Raw genomic sequence first — 25,125 nt, 5'->3', positions numbered from 1 at the left:
AAATGTAACGCGCCTGGGGATCTTTTGATTGACCCTACGCCAGCGCCGAGTCTTATCACTCGGCGCTGCTTCTCGATCGACACATTGCTCAGCCCACTTCCGAACCCCAGATCTCGAGGCGCCTGTTTCAGCTCACTCCCCCGGCGCCCTGGCGCTGAACAACAACAGTACGTTGCCGCTGTAATCCCCCGGGCGGTATCCCCCGGACGGCATCACCGGAGCGATTTCCAGCAACACCCGCTTGCCTGCCGCCGCGTCAGCCGCCGACACCACCAGCCGTGGAGAAAGGTCCGGGCTCAACTCTACCCCGTTGAAACTGATCCGCAACGCAATGTCGTCAACCGACCTGCCGTTCGACAGGTAGGGGGCGGCCTCCAGGCGCGCTTCAATGGCGCTAGTGTCATGCCGTACATCGAAGTGCTTGCGCACGCTGCTCAGGGTCGATGTCGAGGGGTTCCAGTTCAACCGCTGAGGCCGGTGAATCCAGTCCGGTTCGGCCGGGATCAGGTAGAACGAGCGCGTCGGGATGCTCACGGACACCTCGAAGGTGTGCTCTTCCCGGGCAGCCCATGTCAAAGAGCCCATCAGTGCAGTCATTGCCGTCAGCGCGACGGCGGCGCATTGCTTGATCATGTTCGATACCCGTTGTGTCAATGGAAAGCCGGCCTATCGGCTGGCAATCTTCAGGACTTTTTTACTGTCGCCTTCGATCAGGATGAAACGGTATTCACGCCCCTTTTCCTTGTCGAAGCCAAATGCCTTGCCGGCCATGACGTGGTGTTTGGTGGTCGCGCCACAGTCACTCTCGTTACTCAATGAGCAGCTTTTGAATTCATCGACGATCACCACGGTGTTGCCATTATTTTTCAACTCGTAGCGGCTGGCAGTGTCATTGATGGCGGTCTCGAAGCGAGCATCTTTGGGGCGCACGAAAAAGACTGTGCCGAACCCGGTCATCACGTTGACCCCGGCCGACAGGTTCTGTTTATAGTCTTCGCGCTCTTCGCTTGAGACGGCGAATTCATCTTCCTTCTCCGGTACCACTGGCAAGAAACGCACACGGAAGTAGCGCTCGCGGTCTCGTTCGCCCATGTACAACAGACGCGTGCCCTGCATGCCCTGGGCCGGCACGATCAGCCGCGCCGGGCTGGCCATTACGCCGTTGCGCGAGGCACCGTCCACCGCAGCCTCGACCGGAATTTCCTTGGGCGCGCCATCGTCGTCGTAGACGATTTCCAGCACGTTGACCTTGACGAAAGCGGTGGCATCGCCGCTGTTGAATACCCGTTTGAGGTAGGTACTTTTATCCGCATCCAGATAGTCATACACGGTGCCGACATTGATCTGCGGACCGGCGTTGGCCGTCCCGCAAAACACACTGAGCATCCACAGCAAAAACACACGGTTCATCGTCTTTAATCCCATAAGAAAAAAGTGGCCAGGCTCGAACGATCAAGCTTCCGAGTCCCAGATAATGGTGATGTTGCCGCTGAGCGTGTCGCTCAGGCCGGGTCGCAGCAGAAAATCGATGGAGTCCTGGGGCATCTCGAAACGTAGCGAGCCGGCCTTGCGATTCACATAGATCCCTGGTTGAAAGACTGATGACCAGGTGTTGTATCTCAGCGAGTAAAGCTTTACCGACCCGCCGCCCGGCCCGGTGATTCCGTCGGGCAAGGTGAGGTAGGTTTCCACTTCGGTGGTATTGCCTTTGGGGCTGTACAGCTTGCAGCGGGTGCCGCCGGTCGAGCTGCATAGCATCATGACTTTGAAGCGCGACGACGCCGACAGATAAAACAGCTGGTCGCGGTAGATCCTGCTCGGTTTGCGACCGCCTTCAATCCAGCGTTGCCATCCGCCCTCGGGTTCCAGCGAAACTTTGTTGCCGCCCGGTGGCAGGTCAACCTTCAGGGTGTGCTGTACGTCGAGGACGAAATCCAGGGTCAGGTTGGCGTCGTCCGGTTGCATCACTGGCCCCAGATCGAAATCGGCGCCGGGGCCCAGGGTGTAGGGAATCGAGCCTGTGTACAGCCCGCTCGACATGCCCAGGGGAATGGGCGTGCGTAGCTCATAGGCGATATCGAAGGTGTCAAAGTACATGGAGGGAATGAAGTAAGCGGCCACCTTGACACAAGATGCTTCCACGGGCGTTTTCCAGAAAAACCGATAAGTCGCGGGGGAGTAAGCCCCAACACCGCTGTATTGACAGGGTGCCGGTGCGTAGACCCAACTGCTGCTGGTCCATAGCTTTTGATGACCTTCGAGTATGTCGGTCACCCCCACCAGATTGGCCGCTGAATCGCTCAAAATGAAGTTGGAGCCAACACCGGTGATGCGTACTTCAACAGTCTCCGTTTCATGGGTCTCGGCATTGGTCACCGTCAGCTGTCGCCAGTTGGCCGGCACTTTCAATGGGATACCTTCGCCGACCCCGATGAAACGGCTGGCGTTGAACCGGATCGGCAGCTGAATACTGAACATATTGTTGGAAGCGCATTCACCCGGAAAGCTCGCGCAGTAACCACTGTTCGGTGTTTTGTTGACAAATACATTTTTGTTTGGCTGAGAAGGATCCGGCTGAAACAACGCTCTGATTTCCTGATTCGCCGACTCAGCCGAAGGCACCGCCAGTGCCATTAACAATCCCAGATAACAGGTAGATTTCTTCATATATTCACCCCGCCTTTTGCTCGTTGGAGGCGACGTCCGCCAGGGTGTCCGGCGTGCAGCGCAGATCACCGATCATCAACACATCGTTTTCACTGCGATGACGGCTCGCATCGAGACGGAACTGGCACAGCAGCTGATTGCCCTGGCGCACTTCAAGCGTCGGCGAGCCGGCGTTCATTTCCATCGAGAAGAACCCGTCGACTTCCGTCACCCCGCGGCTGGCGTGGTTGATCACGTGATGGCCCTTGAGCGGTCGCCCCTGCGCATCGACCAGCCGGCCGAGCACGGTCAGGGTCTTCATCACGCGGACTTTGCGGTATTCCACCCCGCCCTTGTTCAGGTGATAGCGGGTGCGCGCCGGCTCGATGGTGGCCGCCGGTACGTGGTTGCCTTCGAAGTCGAAACTCACCGAACTGTTTTGATACGCGGTAATCGGGATGAAGTTGCGTCCCGGCTTCAATGCCGCGCTGCCACCGCTGTAGTCGTCGGCGCGCAGGGCGATGTCGTCGATGTCCGACTCCACGTCAACGATCAGTCCCGCGCCGCGCATCTCGTATTGGCTGGTCAGCATCATCTTCTCGCCGCCAATGGCCAAGGTGCTGTCCAGGTTCAGGCCACCGGTGTAGTTGCCGTTATAGGACGAACGTTGCAGGAAGCCATCGCCATTGATCTGGTCGGTGCGAAAGTTCGCCAGGCTGGACATACCGATGCCGTAGGTATCGGTCAGCGCAGTCACCGAGACACTTTGCAAGACATGGTCTTTCAGGTCCTTGCGCCAGCCGATCGAGCCGTTATTGTCGCGGCTGCCATCACGCGCCGTGCGCGAGCCGATGCTGCCGGTGATTTGCTGGCCGGGTGCGCCCAGTGCCAGGTTGACGCTCAGGTCGACGCCACGATTGCGCGCACTGCCGCTGCTGTAACTGCCGGGCCGGTCAAACAGCGACAGCCGCCAGTTGCCATCGCTACCGAACAACGTGGTGCGCTGGTTCCAGCCCAGGTCCAGGCCGACGCCTTCCACATTGCCGTCGCTGTGGGAGACCCTGGCGTTGATCGAGCTTTTGCTGCTCAAACGATGGTTGAGCGCCAGCGACGAGTTGCTGGTCTCGCCGACAAAGACATTGCGCTGGCGTATCCGCGTGCCATCCGGCAGGGTTTCGTAGAGGTTGGTGGTGTCCAGCCAGCTGCGGTTATGGCTGAAGACCACACTGCCTGCGCCGTAGTTGTAGAGGCTTTGCAAGTCGAGGCCGGTGCCGTGATCCTGTGTCTGGTAGACGTTGGCATACAGGCTGATGTGATTGGCCAGGGTCCAGTCGATGGAACTGCCGTATTGCAGTTTTTCGCGAATCTGCCGCGCCGATAGCCCGAGAATGACTCGTGGGTGCATCAGGTAATTGACCGAGGCGCCTGCCGTAGGACTGCCGCTGGACTGCTGGTCCCAGTTACTGAGCAGTTTGCTTTCTTCACCGGCAAACAGGTTGTAGCGCCAGCGCTCATCGAGGTTGCGCCAGTTGTTGGGTTTGTAAACCAGCTCCTGGGTAGTGGAGGTGATCTGGCCATCTTCGACCAGGCGCACTTCCACTTCGTAGATCCCGCCTGGCAGCGGCCGGGTATCGAGGGTTTGCAATCCCGCGGGCACTGACTGGGTGTTGATCAACAGACCGTCGCGATAGATCTCCACCGACCCTTGGCGATTGGCCGTGACATAAATCGGGTAGACGCTGGGCATCGGACTGTTGATCGCCAGGCTGTCAGAGCTGCCGAACATGACGCCGACAGCGGTATCGGGGCTGGTGCCAAACGTACGAGGTTGACGGGTCAGCCCTTCGGAACTTGGGGTGAAATAGCCCAGGCGCAGGAAACTGCCCTGCAGTTCGCGCTGGGTGTAGAGCTCGTGAACCGCGTGATAAAGCTTATCGTCGGGACCGCCGAGGCGGGCCAATTGCATGTTGAATGTCTGGCTCCAGTTGCCCAGGCTCGCGCTGGCTTCAAGGCCATAGCGCCCGCCCAGATCCTGATCCTGGCCGCCATTGAGGTTGAGCTGGTTGCGCACCATCAGGCCGCTACTGCCGCCATCCGGCTGCTCGTAATAACGCTTGGCCTCCAGATCGCGCTCGGCGTTTTCGGTGAGGATCGAAACCAACGAGTTTTCCAGGTTGTAGTGCACGGCCAGCACCTGATCCGGACATGACCCCGTGCAATTGCCCAGCGGCACACCCGGCTTGAGATAACTTGCCCATTTTTCCCGTTCAGCGGGGCCGAAACGGTTTTCGCTGGTGTCGGTAAATTCGAGCAGGGTGACGCGATCATCGCGAGACAACACCACCATGGCCTCTCCCAGAGGCTGTTGATCGAGTTCTACCCGGACAGCCAGAGGCACATCAAAGAAATGCTCCTCGAAATCCGCCGGAAGACCTTTGGCCTGCGCCAGGAGACTTCGCGGTGTCGTACCGGCGGAAGAAACGGGAACCGCCGCTGCACTGGCGCAAAACAACAGCGCAAGCGCAGCCGCGATGGGGGTCATCGGGAACATGAACTCTTACTCTGATTACGATCAAGTTGAAGTCCGACGGGACAAACAATGCTGTTTGCCCTGTCGGTTTGCGCGACTTTGAAAGTTAGCGCGAGCCGCCCACGGGAGGGACAGCGTCGAAGGTCATTGCCACGACACCGGTGTAGTCGCCCGGCTGGAAGGCCGTACCTACCGCACTGATTTTCAGCGGTGCGCGGAAGTTCACGTCAGACTCGGCTTCACCTACAACCATTTGCGGGGTCAAGTTGAGTTCCCTGTTATTGAGTTCCACTTTCAAAGTAATGGAATTGGCACCAGAGATCAGTCTTGGCGCGCTGTCCAGGCTGGCGTGAACCGAACCGTTGTTGTTGCGCACATCGAAGAACCCATTAACCTCTCCCATTTTGCCGGTGCTCGGCTGAAAGCTCATGTCCTGATCCTTGTTAACCAGGTCAGGGTCAATCGGCACCACGTAGAAACCGTTAGTCGGCACGTGGGCGACGATGCTGATGGAGTGAGCAGCTTCACCTGCGGCAAATGCCCCGGCGGAACCTAGCATCAAAACAGCCAATGGGGCAGCGATTGCGATTTTCTTGAACATTGTTAAGTCCCTGTTTTCTTTATGGAGTCGGTTCATTGAAAGTTAAAAAATGCTTACCTGTAATGGGTCGCTTTATTTGAACTTCCAACGCCGAAACATCTTCAACTTCTTGTTCTCGAAAGTAAGCAGGCAACTTCCTGTGAGCGCGTAGTTAAACAACCTCATAACCAGAAGGAAAAATAAACAAAAAACGCAAATACCAGACAGTGACTGTAAGTTATAGCCTACATACAGTTTTACCAAAAAAACCACACAGTGGTTTCGTCTATACAACAATGGACTCGCAGGATTTTTAGAAAATAAGCTCACCTATTATTAGAGCAATAGCTTTAACTATTAAACAATTCCTGTATCGGCGACAAAATCAGCTTATGTACGGTGATATTTCCGGGTGAATTGCATCATTGACCGCGTCAACCGCCCGTCGGCACCGATCAGCCCCTTGCAAAAAACGTCTTGCTTTACGCTTAAGATATATCTTAAGTTGTATCTAAATACGACGAGAGAAGACGCAAAATGAGAGACCATCATTCCCAACACCGCGACCATAACGACGGCCGCGACGGCTTCGAAAAACGCCCAGGACCCGGCCGCGAACGGGGTGGCCGAGGCCCGCGGGTTTTCGCCCCTGGCGATCTGAAACTGCTGCTGCTGGCGCTGATCGCCGAGCAGCCTTGCCACGGTTATGACCTGATCCGCCAGATCGAAAGCATGTTCGACGGCGCGTACAGCCCCAGCCCCGGTGTGATTTACCCGACCCTGACCTTCCTTGAAGAAAGCGAAATGATCCTGGGCGACGCCGAGGGCGGAAAAAAACGCTACACCATCACCGATGCCGGACGTCTGTCGTTAAGCGATCAGGCGATCGCACTGGACGGCGTGCGGATGCGCATCGAAGTCAGCAAGCGCTCATTGCGCGGCCATGACCGCCCCGCCGAGATTCACGAAGCAGTGCACAACTTGCGTCATGCCTTGCAGATGCATCACGGCCGCTGGAGCCCGGAAGAAATCCTGCGGGTGCGCGACCTGCTTAACAACACCGCCAAAGCCATCGTCGATGGCCCTGTCGTTCAACCCGCTCAGGAGCAAGCCGAATGACTGAAGTGATCGTGCAAACCATCCACCGTGTCAGCCACGAGATCAAACGCCGTCGCCTGGAAGTGTTGCGGGTGGTCGACCTGACGCCGCGCATGCGCCGCATCACGCTGGGTGGACCGGAGTTGGCGGGCTTCGTCAGCCTCGGCACGGACGACCACGTCAAACTGTTGTTCCCTCAAAACGCGGCGGAACAAGCCGCCCTGGAAACCTTGGTGCTCGGTGCCGGCAAAGACAACGGGCCGATGCCGGCGATGCGCGACTACACGCCGCGTCGTTACGACCTCGACACGCTGGAACTGGACATCGACTTCGTACTGCACGGCGACGGCCCTGCCTCGACCTGGGCCGAACAGGCCAAACCCGGCCAGTTCCTGCACATCGGCGGGCCACGGGGGTCGATGATCGTGCCGGACATTTTCGACAGCTACTTGCTGATCGGTGACGAAACTGCCCTGCCCGCGATCGCTCGACGGCTGGAAGGCCTGGCGGCCAATCGCCGGGCATTGGTGATCGTGGAAGTAGAGAACGGCGCCGAGCAGCAGCTTCTGGAAAGCGCCGCGCAAGTCAATGTGATCTGGGTATTGCGCGAGGGCGGCAAGGACAACCTGCTGAAGACGGTGAAGCAGCTGCAAGTGCCCAGCGGCAATCTGTACGCCTGGGTGGCGACCGAGAGCAAGGTGTCGCGGCAGATCCGCCGGGTGTTGCTCGATGAGCATGGGCTTAACGAGCAGTCCGTCAAAGCCGTCGGCTACTGGCGGCTGGATGATAGCGACGAGGAGTGAGAGCGACTTTTGTGGCTGCCAGGTTTTCTGTGGCGAGGGGGCTTCTGTGGCAAGGGCTTCTGTGGCAAGGGGCTTTTGTGGCGAGGGGACTTGTCCCCGTTGGGTTGCGCAGCAGCCCCAAAATCTCGGCAGCTGTCGAAGGTTTTGGGAGCGCTTCGCACTCCAACGGGGACAAGTCCCCCTCACCACAGGAGCCCCTTCCCCACAATGAGTTTTCACTTTAGGGCGCGCCATCTATCAAGAGCGATCAATAACAACGCGATCGCTACAAATCCCACCAATAACCCCCCGGCATTCACAAACACCTGTGGATAACCCAGTTTGCCGACATCAATGAACGGATAGGGATAAACCGCCAGCAGACGCCCGCGCCACAACGCATATGCGAAGTACACCACTGGATAGATCACCCACGCCGCGATATGCCGCAGTCGCAACGTGCCTTTCGGCACACAGCACCACCAATAAGCCAGAAACAGCAGTGGCATGACGTCATGCATCAGCTCATCGGCCAGCCATTGCCAGCCTTGCGGATGCCATAAATGGCGCAACAACACGTTGTACCCCAAGCCGACGACGGCGATGCTCACGGCAATGCCACTACTCACCCAAGGCTGCAAAAACCAGCGTCGCGCGGCCGACTCGCGGGACGTCAGTTCACACGTCAGCACGGTCGCCACCAGCGTATTGCTCAACACGGTGAAATAGCTGAAGAAGCTGACCAGCCCACCGAGCAGACTGGCCGCCAGCGTCCAGCGTGAGTAGAAAATCAGGTACAACTGAATGCTCAGTCCCGCCCAGCCGAGCACCGCCGCCATGGCCACAAATCGACGCCTCGTGGCAGAACCTGGCGTCGGTGGGTTGACCATGTTCAGACCGGACGCTTGGTGCGCATCAACTTCATGTACAGGCGCTCGACCTTCTCCCGTGCCCACGGAGTTTTGCGCAGAAAAGTCAGGCTCGACTTGATGCTCGGATCACTCTTGAAGCAGCGGATATCGATGCGCTCGGCCAGCCCCGACCATTCGTAGTGTTCAACCAGCGCGTTGAGGATTTGCTCCAGCGTCACGCCGTGCAGCGGGTTGTTGTTCTGTTCGGTCATGCCGGGCCTTCGAGCGGTGAAAGAATGGGAAGCCGCGCACCTTAGCCGAGGGCTTCCTTGGGGGGAAGCGATCTGTGTGCGGTCAGTTAAATGTAGGTGAAACGCAAAAGATCGCAGCCTCGTTTCACTCGACAGCTCCTACATTGGAATGCGTTCACCTGTAGGAGCTGTCGAGTGAAACGAGGCTGCGATCTTTTCCCATGGACTGTTACCAAATTCGAAACGCTCCATGTCCGTAAAAGCGCTTTCTCTATTTGTAACAGGACATTATCCTTGCGCCCGTCAAGCTGAAACGCTTCTGCTGCCCGCGACATACTGCCGCTTCAGTTCACTTCTCAGAAAAAGACCAAGAATTACTTCCCCTATGCCTTATTTTCAAACTCCGCGAGACAGCGCTGTCTGCACCGCTATTGCTCGTCGAAAAGCCCTGAACCTGATTGGCGGACTCACCGCATTGGGCCTAGCTACTTGCACCCAGGCCGCTCCGGCCTTCGATAGCGAGTCGCCGTGGATGCTCGGCGACTGGAACGGCACGCGCACCGAACTTTCGGAAAAAGGCTACGACTTCAAAGTCGATTACACCGGCGAAATGGGCAGCAATCTGCACGGCGGTTACGACCATGACCGCACCGCTCGCTACAGCGACCAGTTCGGCCTCGGCACCCACATGGACTTGCAGAAGATTCTGGGTTGGGACGACGCCGAGTTTCAGCTGACCATCACCGAGCGCAACGGCAACAACATCAGCAACGACCGCATCAATGATCCGCGCGTGGGCGGGTTCACCTCGGCTCAGGAAGTCTGGGGTCGCGGGCAGACCTGGCGCCTGACGCAGATGTGGTATCAGCAGAAATTCTTCGATCAAAAGCTCGACATCAAGGTCGGCCGTTTCGGCGAAGGCGAAGACTTCAACAGCTTCCCCTGCGACTTCCAGAACCTGGCGTTCTGCGGCTCGCAGGTCGGCAACTGGGTCGGTGGCATCTGGTACAACTGGCCGGTCAGCCAATGGGCGATGCGGGTCAAATATCACCTGACGCCGGAGCTGTACGCGCAGGTCGGCGCCTACGAGCAAAACCCATCGAACCTTGATCGCGACAATGGTTTCAAGCTCAGCGGCAGCGGCACCCAGGGCGCGATCCTGCCGTTGGAACTGGTCTGGTCGCCGAAGCTCAACGGCCTGCCGGGCGAATACCGCGCCGGTTATTACTACAGCAACGCCAACGCCACTGATGCCTACAAGGACAGCAACGGTCAGCCGGCAGCCCTGAGCGGCGAGGCTTACCGCAGCGCGTCGAGCAAACACGGTGTATGGCTCGGTGTGCAGCAGCAGATCACCAGCCGCGCCAGCGACAACTCCCGCGGCCTGAGCGTGTTCGCCAACGGCACGATGCACGACAAGAAGACCAACGCCATCGACAACTATGTCCAGGCGGGCGTCGTCTACAAAGGCTTGTTCGATGCACGCGCCAAGGACGACATCGGTTTCGCCCTGGCTCGCGTCCACGTCAACCCGGCCTATCGCAAGAACGCCGAAGCGACCAATCAGGCCCGCGCGGTCTTCGACTATGACAACCCGTCCTTCCTGCCCCCGCAGGACACCGAATACAGCGCCGAACTCTATTACGGCGTGCACGTCACGAACTGGCTGACCGTGCGCCCGAACCTGCAATACATCCGCCACCCCGGGGGCGTGGACAAGGTCGATGACGCGCTGATTGGCGGGATCAAGATCCAGTCATCGTTCTAACCAACACCACAAAACCCCTGTGGGAGCGAGCTTGCTCGCGAAGAGGTCATCAGCTTCAACATCATGGTTGACTGACACACCGCTTTCGCGAGCAAGCCCGCTCCCACAAGGATCAAGTTTCACTTTTATAACTGAACCATGCCCGCACAGGATCGTCATCTACAGTGAACTTGCGCGGGACTACTTAAAACGTCACGGAGAACCACACTATGAGCACTGATGGTGCTTTGAGTCGAAGCCGTCTGCTGCCGAGCCTGCTCGGTATCCTGCTTCTGCTAATGGGCCTGGCCATGCTGGCCGGGGGGATCAAGCTGAGCATGCTCGGCGGCTCGCTGTATTACCTGCTGGCCGGTATCGGCCTGGTGCTGACCGGGGGGCTGCTGATCGCTGCCCGCCGCTCTGCGCTGGGCCTGTACGCAGTGGTGCTGTTCGCCAGTACCGTCTGGGCCCTGTGGGAAGTCGGCCTCGATTGGTGGCAACTGGTGCCGCGTCTGGCCATGCTGTTTGCGCTGGGCATCGTCATGTTGCTGCCGTGGTTCCGCCGTCCGCTGTTGCTCACTGGCCCTGCGCCGATGGGCACGGGCGCACTGAGCGTGGCCGTGGTGCTGGCGGGCGTTGCTGCGCTGGCCAGCCAGTTCACCAATCCGGGGGAAATCAAAGGCCAACTGGACCGCGACAGCGTGCCGGGCATGACCAACACCGCCCCGGCCATGCCCGACGGTGACTGGAACTCCTACGGCCGCAGCGCCCATGGCGATCGTTACTCGCCACTGGCGCAGATCACCCCGCAGAACGCGAACAAACTCGTTCCGGCCTGGACCTTCCGCACTGGCGACCTGCCAGGGCCGAACGACCCGGGCGAAACCACCGCCGAAAACACCCCGCTGAAAGTCAACGGCATGCTCTACGTCTGCACGCCGCACAGCCAGGTGATCGCGCTGGACCCGGACACCGGCAAGGAAATCTGGCGTTTCGATCCGAAGCTCTCCACGCAAAACGCGGCGAACTTCAAGGGTTGGGCGCACATGACCTGCCGTGGCGTGACCTATCACGATGACGCCGCTTACGCGTCCGAGCAAAGCCCGACCGGCACTGCCAGCCCTGCGCCGGTCAGCAGCGTCTGCCCACGCCGGATCTTCCTGCCGACTGCCGACACCCGCCTGATCGCCCTCGACGCCGACACCGGCAAGATGTGCGAAGACTTCGGCAACAAAGGCCAGGTCGACCTGAGCGCCAACATCGGCGGCTTCAACGCTGGCGGTTACTACTCCACCTCGCCTCCAGCGGTCACCAAAGACCTGGTCGTGATTGGCGGCCACGTCACCGACAACGTCTCCACCGACGAGCCAAGCGGCGTGATCCGCGCATTCGACGTGCACACCGGCAAACTGGTGTGGAACTGGGACAGCGGCAACCCGGACGACACCACGCCGATTGCCGAAGGCAAGGTCTACACCCGCAACTCGCCGAACATGTGGTCCATGTTCGCGGTCGACGAAAAACTCGGCATGCTTTACCTGCCGATGGGCAACCAGACCCCGGACCAGTTCGGTGGCGCACGCACCCCTGAATCGGAATTGCACGCCGCCGGCCTGACTGCACTCGACATCGGCACCGGCAAGGTGCGCTGGCACTTCCAGTTCACCCACCACGACCTGTGGGACATGGACGTCGGTGGCCAGCCAACCCTGATGGACCTGAAAACCGCTGACGGCGTGAAGCCAGCGGTACTCGCGTCCACCAAGCAAGGCAGCATCTACGTGCTGGACCGCAGCACCGGCAAGGCCATCGTGCCGATCAACGAAGTGCCGGTGCCACAAGGCGCGGTCGAAGGTGATCACACCTCGCCAACCCAACCGAAATCCGACCTCAACCTCATGCCGCCGCCGCTGAAAGAACGCGACATGTGGGGCGTCACCCCGTTCGACCAACTGATCTGCCGGATCGACTTCAAATCCATGCGCTACGACGGCCCGTTCACGCCGCCATCGCTGCAAGGTTCGATCGTGTATCCAGGCAACTTCGGCGTGTTCGACTGGGGCGGCATCTCGGTTGACCCGGTGCGTCAGATTGCTTTCATGAATCCGGACTACATGGCGTTCAAATCGAAAATGATCCCGGCCGCCGAAATCGCTGCCCAAGGCCCGCGCAAAAGCGAAACCGAAGGCGTGCAGCCAAACAAAGGCGCGCCATACGGCGTCATCCTCGAACCCCTGCTCTCGCCACTGGGCCTGCCGTGCCAGGCACCGGCCTGGGGTTACGTGACAGCGGTCGACCTGACCACCAGCAAAATCATCTGGAAACACAAAAACGGCACCGTGCGCGACAGCTCACCGGTTCCGATCCCGCTGAGCATGGGCGTGCCTAGCCTGGGCGGTACCTTCGTCACTGCTGGCGGCGTTGGCTTCCTGAGCGGCACCCTCGACCAGTACCTGCGCGCCTATGACGTGAAAAACGGCAAGCAGTTGTGGGAAGGCCGCCTGCCGGCCGGCGCGCAAACCACGCCGATGACCTACACCGGCAAGGACGGCAAGCAATACGTGCTGGTTGTTGCAGGTGGTCATGGGTCGCTGGGCACCAAGCAAGGTGACTATGTGATTGCGTACAAACTGTCCGAGTAAGTTTTAGCGGCAGTAAATGCAAAGGCGACTCTTGTGATGGGGGTCGCCTTTTTTGTGGGTGACGTATTTCCGCCACACAACACATCCCCTGTGGGAGCGAGCTTGGTCCGGGCGGCGTTCCGACGATAGCGGCCTAACATCCGACATTGATGTCGTCTCACACTCCGTCATCGCGAGCAGGCTCGCTCCCACAATGGATCGGTGTTCGCCTTTCGCCCCTCACCACTCAACAGGCCGAGCGTTAGCTCGCCTGCAGCTTTTGATCTTGATCCACCCGCCCCTTCGGGAGGCTGAGTGGAGGTGTTCATCCGGGGAGTGGCGCGCAGCGCCGTTCGACGCAGTCGAACACGCTGCATGTAGGTCGTCGCGAAGCAGACCGGAGGGCAGTGTCCCCGGATGGATACCGGAACGAGGGTACGCCGAGCCCAGGCGAGGGGCCGGACGCTCGGGGCGAGCCTTTTTTTGCTTACTTTTTTGAGGCGTTTGTCAAAAAAGTGAGTCGCCGTAAGGGCGAAACCATAGGTGGGCGCTACCGCAGCAACGGATATGTACCCGGACAACCACCAACATGGTCGGCCCAAAGGCCGCCAAGTCAAAAGCACCTGTCCAAACCCTGAACACACACCCAGAAATATCCCGAGCCATTGAAACCACCCCCCACCTGCCCCATCTAACACCCATACTCAATTGCGCAGGTGCCCCATGAGCGACCAGCAAGAATTCCCCGAAGACCCGAGCGAATACGCCGACCCAGAGAACGCCGAACACCACTCCACCGGCAAAGGCCTCGCCCTGCCAGGCCAGAACCTGCCGGACAAGGTCTACATCATCCCGATCCACAACCGCCCATTCTTCCCGGCCCAAGTGCTGCCGGTCATCGTCAATGAAGAACCGTGGGCTGAAACGCTGGATCTGGTGAGCAAATCCGACCACCACTCCCTGGCCCTGTTCTACATGGACACGCCCCAGGAAGATCCGCGCCATTTCGACACCTCGGCCCTGCCGCTCTACGGCACCCTGGTCAAGGTCCATCACGCCAGTCGCGAAAACGGCAAACTGCAATTCGTCGCTCAAGGCCTGACCCGCGTGCGCATCCGCACCTGGCTCAAACACCATCGCCCGCCGTACCTGGTGGAAGTCGAATACCCGCACCAGCCCACCGAGCCGACCGACGAGGTCAAGGCCTACGGCATGGCGCTGATCAACGCGATCAAGGAACTGCTGCCGCTCAACCCGCTGTACAGCGAAGAGCTGAAAAACTACCTCAACCGCTTCAGCCCCAACGATCCGTCGCCGCTGACCGACTTCGCCGCAGCCCTGACTTCGGCCACCGGCAGCGAGCTGCAAGAAGTGCTCGACTGCGTACCGATGCTCAAACGCATGGAAAAAGTCCTGCCGATGCTGCGCAAGGAAGTCGAAGTCGCGCGCCTGCAGAAAGAAATTTCCGCCGAAGTTAACCGCAAGATCGGCGAGCATCAGCGTGAGTTCTTCCTCAAGGAACAACTCAAGGTCATCCAGCAAGAGCTGGGCCTGACCAAGGACGACCGCAGCGCCGACATCGAACAGTTCGAGCAACGCCTGGAAGGCAAGGTTCTGCCGCCCCAGGCGCAAAAACGCGTCGAAGAGGAAATGAACAAGCTGTCGATCCTCGAGACCGGTTCGCCGGAGTATGCGGTCACCCGCAACTACCTCGACTGGGCGACCTCGGTGCCGTGGGGCGTGTACGGCGAGGACAAACTCGACCTCAAGCACGCGCGCAAGGTGTTGGACAAACATCATGCCGGCCTCGACGACATCAAGGACCGCATCCTCGAGTTCCTCGCCGTCGGGGCCTACAAAGGCGAGATCAGCGGTTCCATCGTGCTGCTGGTCGGCCCGCCGGGCGTAGGTAAAACCAGTGTCGGCAAATCCATCGCCGAATCCCTCGGTCGGCCGTTCTACCGCTTCAGCCTCGGCGGCATGCGCGACGAAGCCGAGATCAAGGGCCATCGCCGCACCTACATCGGCGCGCAGCCGGGCAAACTCGTCCATGCGTTGAAAGATGTCGAAGTGATGAACCCCGTAATCATGCTCGACGAGATCGACAAGATGGGCCAGAGCTACCAGGGCGACCCGGCCTCGGCGCTGCTGGAAACCCTCGACCCGGAACAGAACGTCGAATTCCTCGACCACTACCTGGACTTGCGTCTGGACCTGTCGAAAGTGCTGTTCATCTGCACCGCCAACACCCTGGACTCGATTCCCGGCCCGTTGCTGGACCGGATGGAAATTATTCGCCTGTCGGGTTACATCACCGAAGAAAAAATCGCCATCGCCAAACGTCACCTGTGGCCGAAACAACTGGAAAAAGCCGGCGTGTCCAAAGGCAGCCTGAGTATCAGCGACAGCGCCCTCAAAGCGTTGATCGACGGATACGCCCGTGAAGCCGGCGTGCGGCAGTTGGAAAAACAACTAGGCAAACTGGTGCGCAAAGCCGTTGTGAAACTGATCGACGAGCCGAAAGCGGTGATCAAGCTCGGCCCGAGAGACCTCGAATCCTCACTCGGCCATCCAGTCTTCCGCAACGAGCAAGTGCTGTCTGGCACCGGCGTCATTACCGGGCTGGCCTGGACCAGCATGGGCGGCGCGACCCTGCCGATCGAAGCCACGCGCATTCACACCTTGAACCGTGGCTTCAAACTCACCGGGCAATTGGGCGATGTGATGAAAGAGTCGGCGGAAATCGCCTACAGCTACGTCAGCTCCAACCTGAAGTCGTTCGGCGGTGATCCGAAGTTCTTTGACGAAGCCTTCGTTCACCTGCACGTCCCGGAAGGCGCCACCCCGAAAGACGGCCCGAGTGCCGGCGTGACCATGGCCAGTGCCCTGCTCTCGCTCGCCCGAAACCAGGCGCCGAAAAAAGGCATCGCCATGACCGGCGAACTGACGCTGACCGGGCATGTACTGCCGATTGGCGGAGTGCGCGAGAAGGTGATTGCGGCGCGGCGGCAGAAGATCTTCGAATTGATCCTGCCGGAGCCTAACCGTGGAAGCTTTGAAGAATTGCCGGATTATCTGAAGGAAGGGATTACCGTGCACTTTGCCAAGCGCTTTGCGGATGTGGCAAAAATCTTGTTCTGACGGTGATGTAGCGACAATACGACCGCCATCGCGAGCAAGCTCGCTCCCACAGGTTTATCACTGTCCCCTGTGGGAGCGAGCTTGCTCGCGAAGACGTCGGCACTGACGACGCTCAACTCTCGGCCACCTCAGGCGTTGCTGTCACACTTTGTCTCATCTTCAGTTATGCTCGCCGTTCGTCGTGAATGCCGGAGCCACTGACCTTATGTCCCCCACTCGCCTGTTTGCCCCCCTCGCCCTCTCCTTGCTGGCCGCGTGCGCCACGCAACCGAAACAGAACGTGACCGTGGAAAAACAAAGCGAATGCCCGGTAAAACTGCACAGCGGGCAAAACCTGATCCTGACCCTGCCAAGCAACCCGACCACAGGTTACCGCTGGGCGATCCAGGATTCGGCCGGTGGCGTATTGCGCGCGCTCAGCCCCGAGGTCTACAGCAACCCGGAAGACGCGGGGATCGTCGGCAGCGCAGGCATCTCGACCTGGCGCTTCCAGTCCTTCACCGCTGGCACGGGCCGTTTACGCCTGACCTACTCACAACCATGGGCACCGGAAGTACCGGCGGTGGAAACGTTCGACTGCGCGATCTCGGTTAACTGATCGTGGGCTGGCTGATTTTGGCGCTGATGGGCGCGGTGACTTTTCTCTACGGCGTCAGCGTGCATGCGGCGTTGCTCTGTCTGCTGGTCAAGCCATTGCCGGTTCTGGCCTTGCTCGGCTGGTTGCATGATGCACCGCCTACCGAGTATCGACGCTGGATCAGCCTTGGACTGATTTTCTCCCTGCTCGGCGATGTGTTGCTGGCATGGCCCGGGGATTTATTTGTGTTTGGGCTTGGGGCGTTTTTGGTTGCCCACTTGGCGTATCTGAAAGCCTATTTGAGCGATTGTCGGCGGGTGGCGCCGTTACCGCTGGTGATTGCTTTGGGCGTCGGCGCGGTATTGCTGGGGATTTTGATTTCTCACGGGCTGGGTCCACTGCTGATCCCGGTTATCGTTTACGGTTTAGCCATCAGCGCCATGCTCTGGCGAGCGTTGGCCCGACTCGGCACCGACGTACCCAAACGGTCTGCGTTATTGGCAGCGACTGGTGCGGTGGCATTTGTGTTTTCCGACAGTCTGATCGGCATCAACCGTTTCGTATCACCATTCGCCGCCGCGCCATACATCATCATCCTCAGTTACTGGTTGGGGCAATGGGGTATCGCAGCCTCGGCATTTAATAAAGACAAACAGCAACTTAGCCAGACTCCACAACCATAAAATCGACAAACTATTCCGAAATGTTATAAAAACCTGTCAGATATGACAGTAGTTCATATTTTCTACCCTACTTACTATCCCAGTGGCGTTATCCACCACCAACGTAAACCAGGGAAGAAAATCATGAGTCTTTTTAAAAGCAAAAATTCGACACTTTCTTTAGACCCCTTTGTCAGCGTCAACTGCGATATTGAAGCCAAGGTTTCAAACCGCGTAAAGTTTCATACTCAAAACATCCAGTTCGACAAAGACACTAACAGCAATTTGATTGCTTTTATCGGTCGAAGCTATGAAAACGGCTTTAACGATTCCAAAAAAGGGATGATGTTTACTTTTTCCAGTGACATTCAGTCAGGCACTTACTCACCCAAAGACCCAAACTTTCCATTTGACACATTTTATTATTATGAAAATGGAGCTAACGCCGACTTTTCGACTTCTTACCAATACAAACCCGAAAGCGGCACTATTACCGTCGAAGTAGTCCAGAACAACCCCGAGGCATTGCGCTACCTCATCAACTTTGATTTCAAAGGCAAAGACCTCAGGACCGAACAGCTGCACATCGTTGGCAAAGCCGAACTCAACGTTTTCACGCGTCCTAGATGATCTCGCTCTAAACAATGAATGACCAGGTCTTGCCTCTCGACTTGGTCATTCATTTGTCTTTTCCAAATGCTCTCTGCATCCAAGACCCCATCTGCCCCCTTCGCAAATCCCCCACGGTTTATCAGACAACCCAAGCATCCCTGCGCCAAGTTGGCTAAAATGCCGGCCTTTTCCACCTACGCCGCCGGAACCGCCGTGAGCAAAGAACCCGATCGCCTTTTCGCCCAGCCTTTGGCCCAGGTGCCTGACTTCGCCTTTAACGAGGACGTAGTGCGGGTGTTCCCGGACATGATCAAGCGCTCGGTGCCGGGCTATCCGACCATCGTTGAAAACCTTGGCGTGCTCGCCGCGCAGTTCGCCCAGCCCAACAGCGTGCTCTACGACCTGGGTTCGTCCCTCGGTGCCGTGACTCAGGCGCTGCGCCGCCATGTGCGCACCGACGGCTGCCGCGTCATCGCTGTGGATAACTCGGCGGCGATGGTCGAACGCTGCCGCGAATACCTCAACGGTCAGGACTCTATGTTCCAGGAGCTGCTGCCGGTGGAAGTGATCGAAGGCGACATCCTGGCCCTCGAATTCCAGCCAGCCTCGGTGGTGGCGCTGAACTTCACCCTGCAATTCATCGCCCCGGAGCAGCGCACCGCGTTGCTCTCGCGTATCCGCGAGTCGCTGGTGCCGGGCGGCGCGCTGATCCTGTCGGAGAAGCTGCGTTTCAACGACCTCGAAGAACATGCGCTGCTCACTGACTTGCATGTCGCGTTCAAACGCGCCAACGGCTACAGCGAACTGGAAATAGCCCAGAAGCGCAGCGCCATCGAAAACGTCATGAAGCCCGACAGCCTCGAAGAACACCGCGAGCGCCTGCTGGCCGCCGGGTTCTCGAAAGTCGTGCCGTGGTTCCAGTGTCTTAACTTTGCCTCGTTGATTGCCTTGCCATGATTGATCTGTCCCCCCTCGCCCGCCGTCTGGCCGGCACCCCGCTGGCCGACTGGGCCAACACCCTGCAAGCGCAACTCGACAAGAAAATGGAAAAAGGTCATGGCGACCTGGAGCGCTGGCAGAGTGCACTGGACGCCTTGCCGAAGATTCAGCCCAGCGAAGTTGATTTGCTCAACGGTCTGATGCTGGACACCGATTGCGATGACGAAACCCGCGCTCAGATGCGTACTGCACTGATGGGCTTGTCGCCGTGGCGCAAAGGGCCGTTCGATCTGTTTGGCGTGCATGTCGACACGGAATGGCGTTCGGACTGGAAGTGGTCGCGGGTTGCACCGCATCTGGATCTGAAGGGTAAACGCATCCTCGATGTCGGTTGCGGCAATGGCTACTACATGTGGCGCATGCTTGGTGCCGGGGCCGACAGCGTGATCGGCGTCGATCCGAACTGGCTGTTCTTCTGTCAGTTCCAGGCGGTGCAGCGTTACCTGTCCGAACCCAATGCCTGGCACCTGCCGTTCCCGTTCGAAGACCTGCCGCCGAATATGGAAGGCTTCGACACGGTGTTTTCCATGGGGGTGTTCTATCACCGCCGCTCACCGATCGAGCATTTGCTGGCGCTGAAGGATTGCCTGGTCAAGGGCGGCGAACTGGTGCTGGAAACCCTGGTGATCGAGGGCGATCAGCAACAGGTATTGGTGCCGGAAGACCGTTACGCGCAGATGCGTAACGTGTGGTTCCTGCCGTCAGTACCCGCGCTGGAGCTGTGGCTACGCCGGGCCGGGTTCACGGATGTTCGCTGTGTGGACGTGAGCGTGACGACGGTCGAGGAACAGCGCGGGACGGAGTGGATGAAGTATCAGTCGCTGAGCGATTTCCTTGATCCGGAAGATCACAGCAAGACGGTTGAAGGGCTGCCAGCGCCGATGCGTGCCGTGATCGTCGCCCGCAAGTAAAGGCAAGATCAAAAGATCGCAGCCTTCGGCAGCTCCTACAGGTGGATCGCCTTTCAATGTAGGAGCTGCCGCAGGCTGCGATCTTGGCGATCTCAGTCTCTAGTGGCTCTACGGGCCTTGAAGAACTCACTCAGCACCGTCCCGCACTCCTCGGCCAACACCCCGCCTTCGTACAGCACCCGGTGATTCAAAAAAGCCTGGGTAAAAAACTGCCCCTGACTCTGCACAATCCCGGCCTTTGGCTCCAGCGCGCCGTACACCACCCGCGCAATCCGCGAATGCACGATCAGCCCGGCGCACATGCTGCACGGCTCAAGCGTCACGTACAGCGTGCTGCCGGGCAGACGATAGTTGCTGGCTGCCAACGCCGCTGCGCGGATCGCGACCATTTCGGCGTGAGCACTCGGGTCGTTGCCGCTGATCGGGCAGTTGAAACCCCGACCGATGATTTCACCGTCCTGAACCAGCACTGCGCCCACCGGCACCTCACCCAGAGCCGCGCCTTGGGCGGCCAGGGTCAGGGCTTCGCGCATGAAGTCACGGTCACGGCTGCGATCGATGATTGCGGCGGGACGTATTTGACGCATCAGGCCACCTCGATGGCGGCCATCAGGCCGGTTTCCATGTGATCGATCACATGGCAGTGGAACATCCAGACCCCAGGGTTATCCGCCACCAGCGCCACTTGCGCTCGCTCGTTCTTGCCCAGCAAGTAGGTGTCCGTGAAGTACGGAATAACCTTGTGCCGGTTCGACGCAATCACCTTGAAGCTCATGCCGTGCAGATGAATCGGGTGTTGATACTGAGTCATGTTCTTCAATTCGAAAATGTAGCTCTTGCCCTTCTCGAGCTTGGCAATCGGGCGGTCGGCACAGGTTTTATCGGTGATGTCCCAGGCCTTGCCGTTGATCTGCCACAGGCTCGGCGGCTTGCCATTGTCGAAGTTCACCGACACCGAGCCTACCCATTCGAAATTGAAGTTGAGTTTCTCGGCATTGGCCAGGTCCGGCTCGGCCACCGGGTTGGCGGGCAGTGCAGGTGGCCACTCAGTCGGTGCATCGGCGTTCGCCACCGAACGGAACGTGCCCAGTCGTACCGGGCCATTGCGCAGGGACAGTTCTTCACCGGCCGGCGGTGCCTTGATCGCCAGGCAGATACGCATGCCCGGGCCAAGCCAGTATTCCTTGCCGAGTGGCCGCGGCTCGATTGGGTTGCCGTCCAGCGCATAGATCTGCGCTTCGACGCCTGGAATATTGAGGCGGTAAGTCAGGGTGTTATCGAGGTTGAGCAGGCGCACCCGGGTGATCTGCCCGGCGGGCAATTCGATCACTGCTTGCGAGACACCGTTGATGGTCGACAGGCGCCCCGCCGTGCCACCACGGGCCGCTTCGCGAGGAATGCTGAACGCGACAAAAGCGCCCTCTTCATCGACGTGCCAGCTCTTGAGGCTCAAAGTCTTTTCGTACTTGAAGCCGGTAGGCTCGCGCTCTTCGATGATCAGCGGGCCGACCAGCCCGCGACCGAGTTCTTCGCTGCTGTTCACATGTGGGTGATACCAGTAGCTGCCGGCATCGGGTACGCGGAATTTGTAGTCGAAGTATTCGCCCGGCAGCACTGGAAGCTGCGAGACGTAGGGCACGCCGTCCATTTCCAGCGGCAGGCGAATGCCGTGCCAGTGAATGGTGGTGGCAACCGGCAGGTGGTTGATGAAACGTACCCGCAGCCATTCGCCCTGACGCACGCGCAACTCGGTGCCCGGCGCCGACGGGCCGAACGCCCAGGCTTCGGTCTTGTGCCCGGCTACCAGCTCGACGTCCAGCGGTGCCGCGATCAGCTCATAGTCGTGGCCCGCGTCGGCGTCGGCCATCTTGCCCAACCAGTACCGCGACGCGCCCCCTGCTCCCACACCAACGACAACAAGACCGGCCAGGCCACCGAGGATTTGGCGACGGGTAAAGGACATGAACTCAACTACCTCACGTATCAGCGACAGGCCCGTGGGCCTGTAAAAGGCGAATACGATACACCTGCGGTTGAGAAACAGTAAGGGCGACCAAGGGCCGCACTCAAGGCATGGTTGGCAATACCCTGTGGCGAGGGGGTTTACCCCCGTTCGGCTGCGAAGCAGTCGTGAAACCATCCAACGCGGTATGCCTGATAGAACAAGCTTGCAGGCTTAGGGGCCGCTTCGCGACCCAACGGGGGTAAACCCCCTCGCCACAGTGCTCCGGTTACGGCTGGAGGCCAGTGATCAGATGCACTACCCCGTCATCCAGCCTCATGACTCCCGGCACACCGGCCCTATTTAAAGCCTGCCGATCCATCCGCCCCACATCCCGCAACTCCACCCGAACCCGGGTCAACGCCACCGGCTGCTGCGCCTTCAGGTTATCCACACCGCCCAGCGCGGCCACGATATCCGGGGCCAGGCCAGAAACAGGCTGAGCAACCACTTTCGGCTCATCCACGATCAGGTCCGGGGTCAACGCTTTCCAGAACGCCCGCTGCATTTTCTCGAACATGCTCAGTTCTCCAGTACCAGTGAAGTATCGACCGTCGCCTCGTGATACAGCCGCAACGCCTCGCGCACTTGCTCGGCGCTTTCCAGGCCCAGCACTTGCTGGGCGATGGCCTGGCAGTCCACCAGATCCACTTCGCGAACCGCCGCTTTGATCGCCGGAATCAACGGCACGCTCACCGACAGTTCATCCACCCCCAATCCCAGCAGCAGCGGCACCGCCAGCGCCTCGGACGCCATGGCGCCACACACGCCGACCCATTTGCCATGGGCGTGGGCGGCCTTCACGGTGCTGGCAATCAAACGCAGCACCGACGGGTGAAAACTGTCGGCCTGACTGGCCAGGCGCGGGTGATCGCGGTCCATGGCCAGGGTGTATTGGGTCAGGTCGTTGGTGCCGATCGAGAAGAAATCCACTTCAGGCGCAAACAGGTCGGCCATCAGGGCCGCTGCCGGCACTTCGATCATGATCCCCAGTTTCGGCCGTTCCGTGAGGCCCAATGCCAGCACCTCTTCCTCAAGCATCTGCCGGGCCAGGCGCAACTCCGACAGCTGCGTGACCATGGGCAACATGATGTGCAGGCGGGCCAGCCCGGCGCTGCTCAGGATCGCCTTGAACTGATCGCGCAACAGCTGCGGGCGCTCCAGACACAAACGAATTCCGCGCATGCCGAGGAACGGGTTGGTTTCGCTGTCCATCGGCACGTAGGCCAACGGTTTGTCGCCGCCGACATCCAAAGTCCGCACCACCAGATTGCGCGCCGGCCCCAAGGCGCGGGCGATGGCGCTGTAGATGGATGCCTGCTCGGCATGGCTCGGCGCATGATTGCGATCCAGATAAAGAAACTCCGAACGCAGCAATCCGACGCCCTCGCCTCCCAGTGCCATGGCCTGCTCCGCTTCAGCCAGCGAGGCGATGTTGGCCGTCACTTCAAAGTGGTGTCCATCGCGGGTACAAGCCGCCAGCGCAGCGTGCGCCAACTCATGTTGATGGCGCTTCTGCTGGCGCTGACGATTGGCTTGCAACTGCTCGATGGCCGCCAGATCCGGGTCCAGATGCAGCTCGCCCTTGTCGGCGTCGAGCAATACTTGAGTGCCATTGGCCAGCCCCAACACCTGAACGGGCAACCCGCAGATCGCCGGCAAACCGGACGCCCGCGCGAGGATCGCGACGTGGCTGGTAGCGCCGCCACCGACCGTGGCGAAACCCAGTACCTTGCGGGTATCGAGCCCGGCGGTCTGTGACGGCGTCAGTTGTTCGGCGATCAGGATCGCCCCTTCAGGCAGCTCCATCGCCTGATCCTGTACGCCGAGGATCAGCTTGAGCACTCGCTGGCCGACATCGGCCAGATCCGCCGCCCGCTCCGCCAGCAAGGCATTGCCCAGGCTTATGAACAAGGTTGCCGCCGACTCGGTGGCCGCGCGCCAGGCGAACCCGGCGCTTTTGCCTTCGATGATCAGCACGTGAGCCACTTCCAACAAACCCGGGTCTTCGAGCAGTTCCTGATGAGCCTTGAAGATGTCTGCCTGCGCGCTGCCAATGGCGTTGTCACGCAATAGTTGCAGGGCCAGCAGCGCCTCGGCCAAGCCGCGGGACAGATGATCGCGTTCAACCTGCGGTGTGGCGCCGAATTCATTCACTTCCAGGTGTTGTTCGGCTATCTGCACCACATGGCCAAACGCCGATCCGGCCGATGCGCAAACCCCACGCAACACCGTCAGCGATGAAGCCTCAATCGCATTTGCCTCAACCTGCGCCGAGGCCGCCACCGTTTCACCGCATCCGGTCACCAGCAGCTCGGCCAGCGTCTTGATCGCCGCTTCAGCATCCGGGCCAGCCGCACTGACTTGCACAACGTCACCGTGCCCCGTCTGCAACGCCATGATCGCCACCAGGGATTTTGCGTTCGCACTCTCCTGCTGTTTATGCAGGTAAATGCTCGCCGAAAAACCTTTCGCCGCCTGAGCGAACACCGCTGCCGGACGAGCGTGCAAACCGTTCGGGTTGGCCAGTGTCACCGGTTTGGAAAACAGTGCTTCGCCCTCTTCCGTCACTGGCTCATCCGTTGCCTGCTCGATGGGCTTCAAGCTCAGTAGCGGCTGGCCACTGTCTACCAAACCCGTTTCCGGCGTCAGCCAAGTGAAGGGCTCGCCGCTGACCACCAGCATCAACGTCAGCAGACTGCGGGCATTCAATGCAACAAAATCGGCATCGAACTCGATCAGCGCCTGCCCAACGTCAACCTGCTGGCCCTCCTCCACCAACCGCGTGAACCCCTTCCCGGCCAGGTTCACCGTGTCGAGGCCAATGTGCATCAACACCTGCACGCCATTTTCGCCGGTGATGCTGATCGCATGCCCGCTGGCCTGCACATTGCTGACAACCCCTGCCAGCGGCGCGCACAACGTCGTTGAAGTCGGATCGATGCACAGGCCATCGCCGATCACGCGGCTGGAAAACACCGGATCGGGCACGAGGTCCAGTGGCATCAATACGCCGGACAGGGGCGCGTGCAATTGCAATTGTTGGGGTGTGGCCATGACGTCACCTGCTGTTTTGTTCTTTGAAGTGCCGATGGAGCGCGAGGCTCCGACAGCA

General features: G+C 59.5%; 21 protein-coding genes. 10 read left to right on the top strand and 11 right to left on the bottom strand.

The features are described from left to right. Positions 1-132: 132 nt before the first annotated feature. The 5 genes from ACA059_RS05575 to ACA059_RS05555 form a co-directional block, all read right to left on the bottom strand. On the bottom strand, positions 133-633 hold the full coding sequence (locus ACA059_RS05575; RefSeq protein WP_497633034.1) for a CS1 type fimbrial major subunit: 501 nt from the start codon (positions 631-633) through the stop codon (positions 133-135). Between the two features lie 33 nt (positions 634-666). After that, the gene (locus ACA059_RS05570) at positions 667-1,410 is read right to left on the bottom strand and encodes a molecular chaperone (RefSeq protein ID WP_497633033.1); all 744 of its coding nucleotides are present in this window, start codon (positions 1,408-1,410) and stop codon (positions 667-669) included. Positions 1,411-1,452: 42 nt separating this feature from the next. Beyond that, positions 1,453-2,667, bottom strand: a complete 1,215-nt coding sequence (locus ACA059_RS05565) for a hypothetical protein (RefSeq protein ID WP_497634627.1) — start codon at positions 2,665-2,667, stop codon at positions 1,453-1,455. 4 nt (positions 2,668-2,671) lie between these two features. Next, a complete protein-coding gene (locus tag ACA059_RS05560; protein WP_497633031.1) occupies positions 2,672-5,197 on the bottom strand; it encodes a CS1-pili formation C-terminal domain-containing protein in 2,526 nt (841 codons plus the stop codon). Positions 5,198-5,282: 85 nt separating this feature from the next. Beyond that, positions 5,283-5,777 (bottom strand): CS1 type fimbrial major subunit, encoded by a 495-nt coding sequence (locus ACA059_RS05555; RefSeq protein WP_497633029.1) that lies wholly within the window; start codon positions 5,775-5,777, stop codon positions 5,283-5,285. A gap of 516 nt (positions 5,778-6,293) precedes the next feature. Between ACA059_RS05555 and ACA059_RS05550 the strand changes: the two genes are divergently transcribed. Both ACA059_RS05550 and ACA059_RS05545 read left to right on the top strand, forming a co-directional pair. Next, positions 6,294-6,875, top strand: coding sequence for a PadR family transcriptional regulator (locus ACA059_RS05550; RefSeq protein ID WP_347806051.1), 582 nt, complete (start codon positions 6,294-6,296; stop codon positions 6,873-6,875). Beyond that, positions 6,872-7,657 (top strand): siderophore-interacting protein, encoded by a 786-nt coding sequence (locus ACA059_RS05545; protein ID WP_497633028.1) that lies wholly within the window; start codon positions 6,872-6,874, stop codon positions 7,655-7,657. Before ACA059_RS05550 ends, ACA059_RS05545 begins: the two co-directional genes overlap by 4 nt. Before the next feature lie 215 nt (positions 7,658-7,872). Here the strand turns inward: ACA059_RS05545 and ACA059_RS05540 are convergent, their stop codons facing one another. Beyond that, on the bottom strand, positions 7,873-8,526 hold the full coding sequence (locus ACA059_RS05540) for a Pr6Pr family membrane protein (protein WP_497633027.1): 654 nt from the start codon (positions 8,524-8,526) through the stop codon (positions 7,873-7,875). A gap of 2 nt (positions 8,527-8,528) precedes the next feature. Next, positions 8,529-8,759, bottom strand: coding sequence for a VF530 family protein (locus ACA059_RS05535; protein WP_497633026.1), 231 nt, complete (start codon positions 8,757-8,759; stop codon positions 8,529-8,531). Positions 8,760-9,123: 364 nt separating this feature from the next. On the opposite strand from ACA059_RS05535, the gene ACA059_RS05530 reads away from it, so the two are divergent. The 8 genes from ACA059_RS05530 to cmoB all read left to right on the top strand — a co-directional run bounded on the left by ACA059_RS05530 (position 9,124) and on the right by cmoB (position 20,008). Continuing rightward, positions 9,124-10,506, top strand: a complete 1,383-nt coding sequence (locus ACA059_RS05530; RefSeq protein ID WP_497633025.1) for a carbohydrate porin — start codon at positions 9,124-9,126, stop codon at positions 10,504-10,506. 209 nt (positions 10,507-10,715) lie between these two features. After that, positions 10,716-13,127: a glucose/quinate/shikimate family membrane-bound PQQ-dependent dehydrogenase gene (locus tag ACA059_RS05525; protein ID WP_497633024.1), complete on the top strand. Its 2,412-nt coding sequence runs from the start codon at positions 10,716-10,718 to the stop codon at positions 13,125-13,127. 702 nt (positions 13,128-13,829) lie between these two features. Beyond that, the gene (lon, locus tag ACA059_RS05520) at positions 13,830-16,247 is read left to right on the top strand and encodes an endopeptidase La (RefSeq protein ID WP_497633023.1); all 2,418 of its coding nucleotides are present in this window, start codon (positions 13,830-13,832) and stop codon (positions 16,245-16,247) included. A 205-nt stretch (positions 16,248-16,452) separates the two neighbouring features. Further along, positions 16,453-16,845, top strand: a complete 393-nt coding sequence (locus tag ACA059_RS05515) for a protease inhibitor I42 family protein (RefSeq protein WP_497633022.1) — start codon at positions 16,453-16,455, stop codon at positions 16,843-16,845. Between the two features lie 2 nt (positions 16,846-16,847). Then, positions 16,848-17,507: a lysoplasmalogenase gene (locus ACA059_RS05510; RefSeq protein WP_497633021.1), complete on the top strand. Its 660-nt coding sequence runs from the start codon at positions 16,848-16,850 to the stop codon at positions 17,505-17,507. Positions 17,508-17,630: 123 nt separating this feature from the next. Continuing rightward, positions 17,631-18,116, top strand: a complete 486-nt coding sequence (locus ACA059_RS05505; RefSeq protein WP_497633020.1) for a hypothetical protein — start codon at positions 17,631-17,633, stop codon at positions 18,114-18,116. A gap of 159 nt (positions 18,117-18,275) precedes the next feature. Further along, positions 18,276-19,055, top strand: coding sequence for a carboxy-S-adenosyl-L-methionine synthase CmoA (gene cmoA / locus ACA059_RS05500; RefSeq protein ID WP_497633019.1), 780 nt, complete (start codon positions 18,276-18,278; stop codon positions 19,053-19,055). Further along, positions 19,052-20,008 (top strand): tRNA 5-methoxyuridine(34)/uridine 5-oxyacetic acid(34) synthase CmoB, encoded by a 957-nt coding sequence (gene cmoB, locus ACA059_RS05495; protein WP_497633018.1) that lies wholly within the window; start codon positions 19,052-19,054, stop codon positions 20,006-20,008. The genes cmoA and cmoB overlap by 4 nt, the downstream gene beginning before the upstream one ends. A 92-nt stretch (positions 20,009-20,100) precedes the next feature. Here the strand turns inward: cmoB and tadA are convergent, their stop codons facing one another. The 4 genes from tadA to ptsP form a co-directional block, all read right to left on the bottom strand. Continuing rightward, positions 20,101-20,595, bottom strand: coding sequence for a tRNA adenosine(34) deaminase TadA (tadA, locus tag ACA059_RS05490; protein ID WP_497633017.1), 495 nt, complete (start codon positions 20,593-20,595; stop codon positions 20,101-20,103). Then, on the bottom strand, positions 20,595-21,971 hold the full coding sequence (locus ACA059_RS05485; RefSeq protein WP_497633015.1) for a multicopper oxidase family protein: 1,377 nt from the start codon (positions 21,969-21,971) through the stop codon (positions 20,595-20,597). Before ACA059_RS05485 ends, tadA begins: the two co-directional genes overlap by 1 nt. A 268-nt stretch (positions 21,972-22,239) precedes the next feature. Then, positions 22,240-22,530, bottom strand: coding sequence for a PTS sugar transporter subunit IIB (locus tag ACA059_RS05480; RefSeq protein WP_497633014.1), 291 nt, complete (start codon positions 22,528-22,530; stop codon positions 22,240-22,242). 2 nt (positions 22,531-22,532) lie between these two features. After that, positions 22,533-25,067, bottom strand: a complete 2,535-nt coding sequence (gene ptsP / locus ACA059_RS05475) for a phosphoenolpyruvate--protein phosphotransferase (protein WP_497633012.1) — start codon at positions 25,065-25,067, stop codon at positions 22,533-22,535. Between the last annotated feature and the right edge of the window lie 58 nt (positions 25,068-25,125).

The sequence above is a fragment of the Pseudomonas sp. LBUM1647 genome (assembly GCF_059716175.1).
The sequence above is the reverse complement of the archived record's forward strand: the minus strand, read 5'-3'. Positions and strand labels throughout refer to the sequence as shown.

Excerpts from the sequence above, each read along its gene's own strand:
- ACA059_RS05525 (WP_497633024.1), top strand. The coding sequence starts at position 10,716 with ATGAGCACTGATGGTGCTTTGAGTCGAAGCCGTCTGCTGCCGAGCCTG.
- cmoB (WP_497633018.1), top strand. The coding sequence starts at position 19,052 with ATGATTGATCTGTCCCCCCTCGCCCGCCGTCTGGCCGGCACCCCGCTG.
- ACA059_RS05550 (WP_347806051.1), top strand. The coding sequence starts at position 6,294 with ATGAGAGACCATCATTCCCAACACCGCGACCATAACGACGGCCGCGAC.
- cmoA (WP_497633019.1), top strand. The coding sequence starts at position 18,276 with ATGCCGGCCTTTTCCACCTACGCCGCCGGAACCGCCGTGAGCAAAGAA.
- tadA (WP_497633017.1), bottom strand. The coding sequence starts at position 20,595 with ATGCGTCAAATACGTCCCGCCGCAATCATCGATCGCAGCCGTGACCGT.
- ACA059_RS05540 (WP_497633027.1), bottom strand. The coding sequence starts at position 8,526 with ATGGTCAACCCACCGACGCCAGGTTCTGCCACGAGGCGTCGATTTGTG.
- ptsP (WP_497633012.1), bottom strand. The coding sequence starts at position 25,067 with ATGGCCACACCCCAACAATTGCAATTGCACGCGCCCCTGTCCGGCGTA.
- ACA059_RS05485 (WP_497633015.1), bottom strand. The coding sequence starts at position 21,971 with ATGTCCTTTACCCGTCGCCAAATCCTCGGTGGCCTGGCCGGTCTTGTT.
- ACA059_RS05535 (WP_497633026.1), bottom strand. The coding sequence starts at position 8,759 with ATGACCGAACAGAACAACAACCCGCTGCACGGCGTGACGCTGGAGCAA.
- ACA059_RS05570 (WP_497633033.1), bottom strand. The coding sequence starts at position 1,410 with ATGAACCGTGTGTTTTTGCTGTGGATGCTCAGTGTGTTTTGCGGGACG.
- ACA059_RS05515 (WP_497633022.1), top strand. The coding sequence starts at position 16,453 with ATGTCCCCCACTCGCCTGTTTGCCCCCCTCGCCCTCTCCTTGCTGGCC.
- ACA059_RS05480 (WP_497633014.1), bottom strand. The coding sequence starts at position 22,530 with ATGTTCGAGAAAATGCAGCGGGCGTTCTGGAAAGCGTTGACCCCGGAC.
- ACA059_RS05560 (WP_497633031.1), bottom strand. The coding sequence starts at position 5,197 with ATGTTCCCGATGACCCCCATCGCGGCTGCGCTTGCGCTGTTGTTTTGC.
- lon (WP_497633023.1), top strand. The coding sequence starts at position 13,830 with ATGAGCGACCAGCAAGAATTCCCCGAAGACCCGAGCGAATACGCCGAC.
- ACA059_RS05575 (WP_497633034.1), bottom strand. The coding sequence starts at position 633 with ATGATCAAGCAATGCGCCGCCGTCGCGCTGACGGCAATGACTGCACTG.
- ACA059_RS05530 (WP_497633025.1), top strand. The coding sequence starts at position 9,124 with ATGCCTTATTTTCAAACTCCGCGAGACAGCGCTGTCTGCACCGCTATT.
- ACA059_RS05545 (WP_497633028.1), top strand. The coding sequence starts at position 6,872 with ATGACTGAAGTGATCGTGCAAACCATCCACCGTGTCAGCCACGAGATC.
- ACA059_RS05555 (WP_497633029.1), bottom strand. The coding sequence starts at position 5,777 with ATGTTCAAGAAAATCGCAATCGCTGCCCCATTGGCTGTTTTGATGCTA.
- ACA059_RS05565 (WP_497634627.1), bottom strand. The coding sequence starts at position 2,667 with ATGAAGAAATCTACCTGTTATCTGGGATTGTTAATGGCACTGGCGGTG.
- ACA059_RS05505 (WP_497633020.1), top strand. The coding sequence starts at position 17,631 with ATGAGTCTTTTTAAAAGCAAAAATTCGACACTTTCTTTAGACCCCTTT.